The sequence below is a fragment of the Microcoleus sp. PH2017_09_SFU_O_A genome, from assembly GCF_020738625.1.
In the GTDB taxonomy this organism is placed as follows: Bacteria; Cyanobacteriota; Cyanobacteriia; order Cyanobacteriales; family Microcoleaceae; genus Microcoleus.
This window is the reverse complement of the sequence record NZ_JAEQCF010000086.1, coordinates 38,031-49,895: the sequence shown is the minus strand read 5'-3', so window position 1 is coordinate 49,895 and position 11,865 is coordinate 38,031. Positions and strand designations below refer to the sequence as shown.

General features: G+C 44.5%; 8 protein-coding genes. 6 read left to right on the top strand and 2 right to left on the bottom strand.

The window, feature by feature from the left end:
* Positions 1-169: 169 nt before the first annotated feature.
* Positions 170-3,511, bottom strand: coding sequence for an EAL domain-containing protein (locus JGK16_RS26380; RefSeq protein ID WP_293193142.1), 3,342 nt, complete (start codon positions 3,509-3,511; stop codon positions 170-172).
* 342 nt (positions 3,512-3,853) lie between these two features.
* On the opposite strand from JGK16_RS26380, the gene JGK16_RS26375 reads away from it, so the two are divergent.
* Together JGK16_RS26375 and JGK16_RS26370 are read left to right on the top strand one after the other, a co-directional pair.
* A complete protein-coding gene (locus JGK16_RS26375; protein ID WP_293186728.1) occupies positions 3,854-4,432 on the top strand; it encodes a hypothetical protein in 579 nt (192 codons plus the stop codon).
* Positions 4,433-4,757: 325 nt separating this feature from the next.
* Entirely contained in the window at positions 4,758-5,783 is a 1,026-nt protein-coding gene (locus tag JGK16_RS26370) for a M20/M25/M40 family metallo-hydrolase (protein ID WP_293186729.1), read from the top strand.
* Here JGK16_RS26370 and JGK16_RS26365 read toward each other — a convergent pair.
* On the bottom strand, positions 5,738-6,058 hold the full coding sequence (locus JGK16_RS26365) for a hypothetical protein (protein ID WP_293203486.1): 321 nt from the start codon (positions 6,056-6,058) through the stop codon (positions 5,738-5,740). The genes JGK16_RS26370 and JGK16_RS26365 overlap by 46 nt on opposite strands.
* On the opposite strand from JGK16_RS26365, the gene JGK16_RS26360 reads away from it, so the two are divergent.
* The 4 genes from JGK16_RS26360 (at position 6,048) to JGK16_RS26345 (ending at position 11,747) form a co-directional block, all read left to right on the top strand.
* Positions 6,048-7,892, top strand: a complete 1,845-nt coding sequence (locus JGK16_RS26360; protein ID WP_293193139.1) for an ABC-ATPase domain-containing protein — start codon at positions 6,048-6,050, stop codon at positions 7,890-7,892. The genes JGK16_RS26365 and JGK16_RS26360 overlap by 11 nt on opposite strands.
* Positions 7,893-8,220: 328 nt before the next feature.
* On the top strand, positions 8,221-10,581 hold the full coding sequence (locus JGK16_RS26355) for an FHA domain-containing protein (protein ID WP_293193138.1): 2,361 nt from the start codon (positions 8,221-8,223) through the stop codon (positions 10,579-10,581).
* Positions 10,582-10,809: 228 nt separating this feature from the next.
* Positions 10,810-11,301 (top strand): SRPBCC family protein, encoded by a 492-nt coding sequence (locus tag JGK16_RS26350; RefSeq protein WP_293193136.1) that lies wholly within the window; start codon positions 10,810-10,812, stop codon positions 11,299-11,301.
* A complete protein-coding gene (locus JGK16_RS26345) occupies positions 11,298-11,747 on the top strand; it encodes an EVE domain-containing protein (RefSeq protein ID WP_293186734.1) in 450 nt (149 codons plus the stop codon). Before JGK16_RS26350 ends, JGK16_RS26345 begins: the two co-directional genes overlap by 4 nt.
* Positions 11,748-11,865: the final 118 nt, after the last annotated feature.

Sequence of the window (11,865 nt, the reverse complement as noted above, 5' to 3'; positions counted from 1 at the left end):
TAGGGTTTCCCTACAAGTGGTGAGAGCAAATGCCGATCGCCCTTTACTCTCACATTCAAGGTACGTAGTTGCGCTTCAGCGCTCTTTCTTGATATATAGGAAAAGAGCGCTGAAGCGCAACTACGTACCTAAAGCAGCGTCAGCACCCGATCGAATGACCAATGACCAATTAAGCAATTTTCACTTTCCTCAACAGACAATTTACCAAAAGTTTGCTCGCATCCCCAGCCGAGAGCGCCTTGCTAAAATAATGACCCTGAATTTCGTGACAGTGGAGCGATCGCAAACAATCCAACTGCTCTTTAGTTTCTACTCCCTCAGCCACCACGCTCAAGTTCAAATCTCGCCCCAGAGTTGCTACAGCATTTGCGATCGCCCGTTCGCACGGATCAGTCGTCAGTTCGCTGACAAAAGATTTGTCTATTTTCAAGATATTCAACGGAAACTTTTTGAGATAATTTAGAGAACAATAACCCGTACCGAAATCGTCCAGCGCAATCTGCACTCCCATAGCCTGCAACTCCCTCAAAACTTTTGTGGTATAATCCACATCTTGCATAGCTGTAGTCTCGGTGATTTCTAACTCCAAATACTTCGGTGCTAAACCAGTTCTTTCCAAACAATTCGCCACCATTTGCACTAAATTAAATTGCTGAAACTGCCGCGCCGAAAAGTTAACCGCTACCCGCAAATCTGGTTGCAAAGCATCCTGCCAAGCTTTATTTTGAGTGCAGGCAGTTTGCAGCACCCATTCGCCAATAGGGACAATTAATCCGTTCTCTTCGGCGATCGGAATAAATGTCGCCGGAGAAACTAAACCTAATTCTGGATGTTTCCAGCGCAGCAGGGCTTCCATACCCTGGATTTTCCAAGTAGTGATGTTGACTTTTGGCTGGTAAAAAATCTCAAATTCTCCCTGTTCTAGAGCCTCGTGCAACCTGTTTTCTATATTTAGCAACTGGCTGCCTTCGGGATTAAGTGTTGCAGTGTATAATTGATAATTATTTCTTCCCCTTTCCTTAGCGCGGTACAAAGCGGCATCGGCATTTTTGACTAAAGTTTCGGCATCTTCACCGTCGTTGGGATAAAGGGCAATGCCGATGCTGCTACTGATGTGAAACGCCTGTTGTTCTAGTTTAAATGCTGGTTTTAAATTGTCGAGTATTCTTTGAGCTGTTTTAATCGCATCTTCTAAGCAATTGATTTCGGGAAGCAGTACAGTAAATTCATCGCCTCCCCAGCGGGCTACCGTATCCGTCGATCGCAAAGTGTCGCTGATGCGTCCGGCAAAACCCTCTAACAGGCGATCGCCCGCAGCGTGACCTAGTGTATCATTAATCTTTTTGAACCTGTCCAAGTCTAAAAACATCACAGCGAGCATTTTTTCATTTTTTTTAGCTTGTTTTAATGAAGCCAACAGGCGATCGTTAAACAGTATCCGGTTCGGTAAACCTGTGAGTTGGTCATAAACAGCTTGATAGCGAATAATTTCTTCAGCTTGCCTGCGCTGAGTGATATCCATCATAGTGCCAATCGCCCGCACTGCTTCACCGCTAGCATTCCGGATAATGTAACCGCGATCGAGCACAAAAACATATCCCCCATCTGCGCGGCGAAAGCTGTATTCCTCCGACCAACATTGAGCGTCTGAGTTCATTGTTTCGTTGAAGCTAGACTTCACTCTTTCCCGTTCTTCGGCATGAACATTCAGCCACCATGATTCTAAATCTATCGTCTGAGTTTCGTTGAGTTTGTATCCAAAAACTTTTTCAAACTCTTCGCTCAACCAATACTCATTTCTTGACACATTAAAATCCCAAACTGCATCATTTGTTGCCCGCGTCAGCAGGTGAAAGCGTTCTTCACTTTTGCGGAGTTTTTCTTCAGATTGCCAGCGTTCCGTTACATCCCGAAAGCTGAACACTCGACCAGTAATTTTGCCTCCAGTATGCTGCGGTAGCGAGTAGCGTTCGACAATTCTGCCATCTTGAAACTCGATGACATCGAAACTTTCTGCTGCGGGGATATCGGACAATTCTTTAGCACGGTTGAGAAAGATTTCCGGGTATCTTAACTGGCTGATTCCGAACCCCAAAATTTGGTTGCTATCTCTCGAATCTAGCAGAAAATCTGGCAACTGCCACATTTGAGCAAACTTGCGGTTAAAGCTGACAACTTTTCCGCTACCATCCACCGCCAGAATTCCGTCAGCAGTAGATTCAATGGTTGCTTGAAGCAAAGAAAGAGATGTTTCTAGTTCTAACTCTGCTAATTTGCGATGGCTAATGTCAAAAGCAGTGACTAATATTGACGCTTTTCTCTCAAATTTGATAATATCAACAGTGGCTTCAATCCAGCGAGTTTCTCCAGTTTTCGTGATAATTCTCACTTCATATTTTGAGCCTGCACTGTCTCGCGGCTGGCGGGATTTACCCCATTGTTTAACTGTCGATCGAAAATCTGGATGAATAAAATCGTATAAATCCAATCCTAGCAATTCTTCGCGAGTATATCCAGTTAAAGCTTCTGTCTGAGAATTGACATAGCGCAACTGTCGGCGCTGATAGATAAATGCAGCAGCATTAACAGTTTCTACCAGTTGCCGAAACTTTTTTTCACTGCGCCGCAAATCTCTTTCAGCCCGCTTGCTATCGGTAATATCTTGTGCTACATACAACTTGCCGCTCACTTCACCTTTGCCGTCGCGAATAGTTGAAATTGAAAGCAGTACAATTATTTTTTTACCCTGTTTGGAAAGGTAGACTTTTTCGACGTTGCGGACAGAACCTTGGGCTGTTAATGTTGCTGATTCTAATCCGGCTGCCGGTGATTCAGTTTGTTTGAAAAGTCCAGCTATTTGTTTGCCTAACAACTCTTTTTTAGAGTATCCTAAAAGTTGACAGGTAGCTTGGTTAGACGACAGGATATGACCGCCGGGAGTTGTAGCAACGATCGAGACGCTCATTTCCTCGCAAATATCGAGGGCGTATTCCGCAGTTTGCTGCAAATCTTGGGTCATTTTGGCAATAGTATCCCCGATATCTTGTTCTTTTTTTTGACGCAACACTTTTTTTGCTTCTGGTAGCTTTTCTTTCTCTGTTTCAGAGTGAGATTTCCCGCTCGTCTTAGATAAGATAGTTGCTGTGTTCGTCCTGATTAATAACGAGATTACTATAGAAATAAAAGCCAAAAAAGAACAGATTGTTTCCCGACCAAAACTACGTTTATTTTCGGAATTTTGCGGAGAATGTATAAAGTTGTCGCTTGGTAAATGTACAGCTTCTCTTTGGGATAAATTATCTACAAATAAGTCGGCGGCTGCCGAAGTAGTGGGGCGAGATGACGCTCCCAAAGAGCTAAGTTTCTCAGGCTCCAGCAAAATTGCTTCCACACTGCGATTGTCGGTTATATCCCCTATACTTGCCGACAATTTTATTGAATTAATGCTACATTCCACACCAAAAATAGCAGCAGTCAAAGATACCAAAATCAATTGATACGTAATTTTCATTTGCTCCAGTTCCTGATTTTAAAAAGATGTCTTCCTGTCTCAAGAAATCTAAATACTTTGAGCATATGTTGAGGAATTACAGAAAGAATAGCACCTAAATTTATGTTGCTTTAGTAAATTGAAGAGTTCAAAAATAAGAATTTATCTTTGTAACTAATTATAATTTTAATCTTAATTTAAGATCTGTCATCGGCCATTGTGCCACAAACTATCCGCCATTATGCCTAGACATCGGCTGGGATCGCGCTAAAATTAGAAAATTCCCGCTCATAGGCGGCGGAGATTTGTTAGAAAAATAAACAATTAGCTTAAGATCGATGCAGAGATCCACGAATTGAACCAATGAGTCAGACGATCCCAGAACTCCAAACAGAAGTCCGCGCGCTGCAAGCAGAAGTTGCCACTCTGCAAGAGACGCGGGAAAAACTTTGCCTACAGCGCTCAGAGTGCCGAGTGACAGTCAGTTTTCCCAAGAATAATACTCCTGAGGCCCTTGCCGAGTTCCACCAGCAAAATGCTGCTTTTGGGGAGCAGTGGTTGCAGCAAATCCAGGAAATTGACCGAGAGACTAAAATTATTGAAAAGCAACTGGAAGCAAAACAGGCTTTACTCAATTACAAACAAGGTGAACTAGATAAATTGCTGGCGGGAGAGCACTGGAAAGAAGTAGAAAACCACGTTCAAACCGGGGAAAAGCGCCTGCAAGCACAAGCTCGCAAAATTAATCAAGCAGCAGCGCAGCTAGAGGCAGAAATCCAAGCTTTAAAAGCACTGTACGACCAACTAAATCCCAGTTACTCGGAGTGGTTTCAACAACCAACTCAAATTGTTGAGTTTTCCGCAAAAACTATTCCTTATGCTGTGGGTAGCAGCAGCGGGTTGATATTGGGAAATAAGGAGATAGAGTGGGAGAAAAAGTAGTTTTGAGTTGTGAGTTACGAATGTAAATTAGTATTTGAGTTCGTCGTGAATTTTCTGAAGCAAGTAACAGGAATTACGCAACGGCTACATTGAAACAGGTACGTAGTTGCGATGAAAGCGCTCTTTCATATATAATAAAAGAAAAGAGCGCTGAAGCGCAACTACGTACCTAAGAGCTAGTTATACAATACGATCTTTGAGGATAGCGCTACTAGAAAAAATGTTAAGAACTTTGAGTTTCATTTTTGGAAACAGGGTTATTTTAAAGGATGGTGTCAAGTAAAATCACAAACATAATAGCCTAAAATATAAAATAGACTTACTGATGAAACAATTGATTTCGATAGCGCTATTTATTCTGGTTGCGGTGGCAGTTGTGGGTTGGGGCTCTGACTCGTTGCAGCCGAAAACGGCTGTACCGGAAGTTTCGATCGATCGCACTATCCACACTTTCCAAAGCCAGTCTCCTGCTGAAAAAAATGCAGTCAGTCAGCCGCAAGTTGACTCGTCCCGGTTGTGGAAACACGTCGAAACTTTAGCAGGGGAACGCGAGGGAGAACGAGCTCGCTCTTTTACGAGAGACTACATTTCCCAACAACTGAAAACCTTCGGTTTTTCACCAAAATTGCAGGAGTTCGATCGCGGAATCAACGTTTTCGCCGAGAGAAAAGGTACTGACTCAAACGCTGGTGCAATTTTAATTGCAGCACACTACGATACTGTACCACAATCTCCTGGGGCTGACGACAATGCAACAGGAGTTGCGGCAGTTTTAGAAGTAGCAAGATTGCTGGGTTCTCGTCCTACGCCTCGGACATTGCAAGTGGCATTTTTTGACCGGGAAGAAATCGGACTTTTAGGTAGTTTAGCATTCGCGGGTAGCCCGGCGCGGTTAAAAAATTTGCAGGGTGCGATCGTCCTGGATATGATCGGTTATGCCTGCCGCACGGCTGGATGTCAGCGATATCCCGAAGGATTGAAACCGCAACCTTTTCTAGATGCAGCGGGGGTGACTTCTCCCGATAAGGGCGAGTTTATTGCTGTGATTGGGGATGCGGAACATCCGCTGCTGTTGGGTACTTTTGCGGAGTCGCCACAAGCTGATTTACCACCGGTGATGACGTTGCCGGTTCCTCTGAAAGGGCTGCTGACTCCCGATGTTTTGCGTAGTGACCACGCGCCTTTCTGGTATAAAGGAGTTGGTGCTGTGTTGGTGACGGATACTGCAAATTTGCGATCGCCCCACTACCACCAGTCTACCGATACACTCGCAAATATCGATCGACCTTTTTTCATCGGTTCTGCTCAAATTGTGGTTAATGCTACTGCTAAATTATTGGAAATTCGGTAATGGGTAATGGGTAATGGGTAATTGGTAATTGGTAATTGGTAATTGGTAATTGGTGGGTAATTGGTAATTGGTAATTGGTAATTGGTAATTGGTAATTGGTAATTGGTAATTGGTAATTGGTAATTGGTAATTGGTAATTGGTAATTGGTAATGGGTAATTGGTAATTGATAATTGGTAATTGGTAATTATGTAAGGTGTTCTTTCCTTCTTCCTTCTTCCCTCTTCCTTCTTCCTTCTTCCTTCTTCCTTCTTCCTTACAAGAAATGACTAACAAAGACAATCTGCGACAGCATTTACTGCAACTAGACAATCGAAGCTACAAAGCGTACAAAGACATTCAAGGTAGATATGATTTTTCAGAATTCACATTAATAATTGATTATGTCCAGGGAGATCCCTTTGCATCTCCCAGTAAATTTAGAGTCAAAGTTCCGCCAAACATTGCTCGAATTCCCCGCGAACTTTTCCAATCTCGCAGTCGAGAAATAGCCCTGCGAGATTACCTAACTCGCCAGTTTGACAAAGCAGCATATAGCATCAGCAGCAAGCGCGGCAGCGGTAAAAGCGGTACGATCGCAGTGACTCGCTTCAGACAAGAAGTTTTAGAACGAACTTCGGCATTTATCCTAGACTCAACTGCATCAGATCTGGGAGATTTAGGGGGGGTTGAAATCCGATTTTCCGTCGGACTTCCGGCGGGCGGGCGCAGTATTTTAGGGCGACAAGCTGCTGAAATGCTGTGCGAAGATATCCCGCGAATTGTCAGCCAATCTCTGAAATATTCTAGCTTAAATGCTGCGGAATGTCGCCTTCATGTTGAAACGGTAGAAGATGCTGATTGGCTGCGGCAGCAGTTAGCTGAAAACGGATTAGTTGCGTTTGTTGCTGACGGTTCTATTTTACCCCGCCGCAGCGGTGTTGACAACCGTCCTCTGTTAAATGATGCTGTGGCTTTTGTGTCGCCGTCGTCGTTAAAGGTTGAGTTTAATTGTCCGAATCGCGGTTTGATTTCCGGTATGGGAATTCCCGCTGGGATTAGTTTGATTGTGGGCGGTGGCTATCACGGCAAATCAACTTTACTCAGGGCGATTGAGTTGGGAGTTTATAACCGAATTCCGGGTGATGGTAGGGAATTTGTGGTGACAAGTCCGGCGGCGGTGAAAATTCGGGCGGAAGATGGCAGAAGTGTGGCGTCGGTGGATATTTCTCCTTTTATCAATCATTTGCCGCAAGGTAGAGATACTGTACAATTTTCTACTGCAAATGCGAGCGGCAGTACGTCGCAAGCTGCTAATATTATTGAGGCTTTGGAAGTTGGGAGAAGGAAGAAGGAAGAAGGAAGAAGGAAGAAGGAAGAGGGAAGAAGGAAGAGGGAAGAATCTCAATCTTTTGCGACAGGGATGCAAGCCGCCTCTTGTGAAGGGGATTTAGTACCTGTTTTGTTGGTGGATGAGGATACGGCGGCGACTAATTTTATGATTCGCGATCGCAGAATGCAGGCCCTGATTGCTAAGGATAAGGAACCGATTACGCCGTTTATCGATAAAGTGAAACAGTTGTACGCAGATTATGGCGTATCGACGATTTTAGTCATGGGCGGAAGCGGCGATTATTTTGATGTGGCGGATACTGTGATTTCCATGGATAATTTTGCAGCATATAATGTGACGGAAAAAGCTAAAGAAATAGCAAGTATTTACTCGACCAGTCGCGCTGCTGAAGGGGGAGAAAGTTTTGGTGATATTACTCACAGAGTCCCGGTTCCTGCTAGTTTAGATCCGAGTCGGGGACGGCGAGATGTGCGGGTGAAGGTGCGGGATGTGGATGAATTGGCTTTCGGAACTGAGGAGATTGATTTGGGCGCTGTCGAGCAAATTGTGGACAGGGGACAGTTGCGGGCGATCGCCTCGGCAATGATTTATGCAAAGGGTCACTACATAGACGGGAAGCGCACTTTGTCGGAAATTATCGATTTGGTGATGGCAGATATTGACGCGCAGGGGATGGATATTTTATCCTCTTTTCCTGAGGGAGATTTTGCTATGTTTCGCCGCTTTGAATTGGCGGCGGCTATTAATCGGCTGCGAAGTTTGTCGGTTGTCAGTTGACAGTTGTCAGTTGTCAGTTGTGTGCATTTGAGTTTGCCAAATACGTGTGTAGGGGCGAAGCATGACCGCAGAAAATATGAGATTATCACTAATAACTTATATGCGGTCATGCTTCGCCCTCTTCAAAACCCAGATGCGCCCTGTCAGTTGACGGTTGACAAAATGAAGAGGAAAGAATGAATAGGGAATAGGGAATAAGTAATATAGATGTAACGCGCGCGGAAGACGATAGTATAGACATTTTGCATTAGTTCGCAAATAAATAAGTGGATTGTTGCCTTACTTTTGATATGCTGACAAAAGTGAATGCAAAAAAGGCGATTTAAATATGATAGGTAATATAGGACAACCGACTGCTGTCAGCGATCGCCCTTATTTAGTATTAACGAGTCAAGATCAAAGCATACAGTTAGAGTTAAAACAGCCGCAGCACGTACTGGGGCGCGATCGCACTCGTGCTGATTTGGTTGTTCCCGAACCCTGGCGGGCAGTTTCCGGGGTTCACGCTGTGTTGCGCCAAATTGGCCAAAATTACTGGATTTACGACGGTGACGGCCAGCAGCCGAGCACTAATGGCTTATTTGTCGATCGCACTCGCATCACTCCCAACGACGGTTATTGTCTCAAAAACGGTACAGAAATTAAAATCGGTCTCGATCCCAAAAATCAAGTTTTGGTGACTTATTTTAATCCCCTGGCGAGTCAAATCTTTCCCCCCAGCAAACAGTCAATTCCCCTCAGCAATCGATCGGTTTTGTTGGGCCGCGATCCAAATGCTTCGCTACAATTAGATGCGCCACTGGTTTCGAGGCGACACGCGACAATTGACGCTGACAGTCGCGGCAATTATATTTTACGCGATCACAGTGTTAATGGCGTTTTTGTCAACGGCCAGCGCATCACGAATTCTGTACAGTTGGCCGAGGGAGATGCGATTCGGATCGGCCCGTTTACTCTAACTTACCGCAATCATACGTTAGAGGTGCAAGACCGAGGCAGTCAAATTCGCCTGGATGCTGACAGTCTGGTGATTCCCAAGCGCTTGGATCGTATCACTTTGGCGATCGAACCTGGGCAGTTTGTGGCTTTAGTCGGCGGTAGCGGCGCGGGTAAATCTACTTTAATGCGGACGCTTTTAGGCATCGAGAAAACTACTCAAGGCGCTGTGTTTCTCAACGGCGACAACCTGCGCCAAAACTTCAATATTTATCGCAATCAAATTGGTTACGTGCCTCAAGATGATATTATTCACGCAGATTTGACAGTAGAAGAAGTGTTGAGTTATGCCGCTAAATTACGCTTACCTCCCGATACAGATGTTAAGGAAGTAGTCACAAAAACTTTAGAAGATATTGAAATGACTCACCGCCGTACTGCTTTTGTAAAACAGCTTAGTGGCGGACAGCGCAAACGGGTTAGCATCGGAGTTGAACTGTTAGCAGATCCGAAACTTTTCTTTTTGGACGAACCGACTTCTGGGCTCGATCCGGGTTTGGACAAGAAGATGATGCAACTGTTGCGAAAGTTGGCAAGTCAAGGCCGGACGGTGATTCTGGTGACTCACGCGACGGCAAATATCACGATGTGCGATCGCATTGTGTTTATGGGCCGCGGCGGACGGCTTTGTTACTTCGGCCCGCCCACGGAAGCCCTGGATTTTTTCGATGTCAAAACAGGGGATTTTGCCGACATTTACAACGAATTAGAAACGTCAGAAACTAACGTTCAAAGCTGGGCGGAAAAGTTCCAGAAATCTCCCTACTATCAGCGCTATATTGTTAACCACTTCAGCACCGCCAACGCTAGTGGAAAAACGCCCGCTGCACCTCCCAAGCCCAAATCTCTATCTTTTATCAAACAACTTGTTTTGCTATCTCAGCGCTATTTTCAACTAATTTCCCGCGACTTAGTTAACTTAAGTTTAGCTCTTTTGACTGCGCCGATCGGGATTAGTTTGCTGCGGCTTGCCGTCAGGGATAAAGACCCGTTAATTGGCGCGCCGGAGCCAACTTTAGCACCTTTAGCGATGCGAGTTTTGTTTGTGTTTACCTGCGCGGCTATTTGGGTGGGTCTGGCAACTTCCCTGCAAGAAATTGTCAAGGAATCTGCTATTTATCTGCGGGAACGTTTGGTAAATTTAGGATTGTTTGCTTATTTGGGCTCAAAGTTTTTTATCCTTTCGGGGTTAGCAGTATTGCAAACGCTGTTGATGGTAGGAGTGATTCTGATTGCTTTCAAATCCCCCGAACCGAGTTTGATTTCCTGGCCGGTGGGAGCAGCTATTACCACTTTTCTAACTTTAATGAGCTGCATCAGTCTCGGATTGCTGGTTTCGGCGATCGTCAAAAATGGCTCTCAAGCTAACAGTGCTTTACCTCTAATATTGCTACCTCAGATTATTTTCTCGGGAGTTTTGTTTAGGATGGAAGGTGTGGCGAGCAAGTTTTCTTGGTTGATGTTAAGTCGTTGGTCTGTGGGCGCTTACGGCTCTTTAGTTAATGTAAACGCGATGGTTCCCGCGCCTACGACTTTGCCGGACGGGAGTACACTTCCTCAGCCGTTTGAGCCTACTCCTGTTTACGATCCGACGTGGCACAATCTGAGTTTAAATTGGGGGATTTTGTGCGTGCATATTTTCGTATATTTGATGTTGACTCTGTGGTTGCAGAAACGGAAAGATATTTTATAGCAGTTGACAGTTGACAGTTAAAAAGTTAATAACGTAGGGTGCGTCACCATGAATCATCTGCTCGAAAAAGTGAAAAATCTCACAGCGACGCACCTTTCACAGTTGACAGTTGACACTTGACAGTTTAAACCAAGAAGGGCTAAAGCCCAACAACGTACCTCATCTTTGTGAGAACCGCTATACAATTAGAAATCTGCACTTAGTTAATGCCAAAAATTTGAGGATTAAATGTTAGTTAAAACCAACGCCTTAGTAGAAATTCCTGCATCACCGGAAGTAGTCTTTGATTTTGTGGCATCACTATCGAATGTGCCAAAATCATTTCGCGGATTTGGTTTAATTCCAGCAATTATTAAAGCTGAAATGGCTGATGGTGGAGAAATGCGTGAAGGCGGTGTGCGTCAGATAAAACATTCCGATGGATCGGTGATTGATGAAGAAATAATTACTTTTAAAAAGCCAGAAAGACAAACTTACCGATTGGTTAGAGGGTTTAAGTTTCCGATTTCTCTACTGATTGAGTCTGGTGGCGGAGATTGGAAGTTTACTACTACAGAAAAGGGGACTCGGATTGATTGGGAGTTTTACTTTATGCTGACTTCTCCGGTATTTTATCCGGTTGGGTTGTTGTTGGTTCAGGTTTTTATGCAAAAAGCTATGCAGCAGTGTTTAGACAATATTCAACAATCTTTGGCTAACCAAAGCGAAGGGATTGTATGAATTATTGGCTGATGAAGTCGGAACCGGATGTTTATAGTATTGCGGACTTGCGGCGTGACAAATTTTCGATTTGGGATGGCGTTCGTAACTATCAAGCGCGCAATTTTATGCGGCAAATGAGTTTGGGTGATTTAGTATTTTTTTACCATTCTAATACTAAAATTCCGGGCATTGTTGGGTTGGCGCGCGTGGTTGAAACTGGGATTGCTGACCCGACTCAGTTTGATGTGAATAGCGAGTATTATGATGCTAAATCGCAGCTTGATGCGCCTCGGTGGCAGACTGTGAAAGTTGAGTTTGTTGAAGAGTTTACTAAGTTAATATCTTTGGATGAACTGAAAGCAAAGTTTACTGCTGATGAGATTTTGGTGGTGAGGAAAGGTAATCGCTTGTCGGTGATGCCGGTGTCTGAAAGTGCGGCGCAGAAGATTTTTAAGGTGAGGTAGGAGAAAGGTGTTGATATTTGTCACAGGCAAGATGCCTGTGCCACAAAAAATCTTGTGGGGTGGGCTTCTAGCCCGCCCCTAATATTTGTCACAGGCAAGATGCCTGTGCCACAAAAAA

Excerpts from the sequence above, each read along its gene's own strand:
- JGK16_RS26380 (WP_293193142.1), bottom strand. The coding sequence starts at position 3,511 with ATGAAAATTACGTATCAATTGATTTTGGTATCTTTGACTGCTGCTATT.
- JGK16_RS26375 (WP_293186728.1), top strand. The coding sequence starts at position 3,854 with ATGAGTCAGACGATCCCAGAACTCCAAACAGAAGTCCGCGCGCTGCAA.
- JGK16_RS26370 (WP_293186729.1), top strand. The coding sequence starts at position 4,758 with ATGAAACAATTGATTTCGATAGCGCTATTTATTCTGGTTGCGGTGGCA.
- JGK16_RS26360 (WP_293193139.1), top strand. The coding sequence starts at position 6,048 with ATGACTAACAAAGACAATCTGCGACAGCATTTACTGCAACTAGACAAT.
- JGK16_RS26355 (WP_293193138.1), top strand. The coding sequence starts at position 8,221 with ATGATAGGTAATATAGGACAACCGACTGCTGTCAGCGATCGCCCTTAT.
- JGK16_RS26350 (WP_293193136.1), top strand. The coding sequence starts at position 10,810 with ATGTTAGTTAAAACCAACGCCTTAGTAGAAATTCCTGCATCACCGGAA.
- JGK16_RS26345 (WP_293186734.1), top strand. The coding sequence starts at position 11,298 with ATGAATTATTGGCTGATGAAGTCGGAACCGGATGTTTATAGTATTGCG.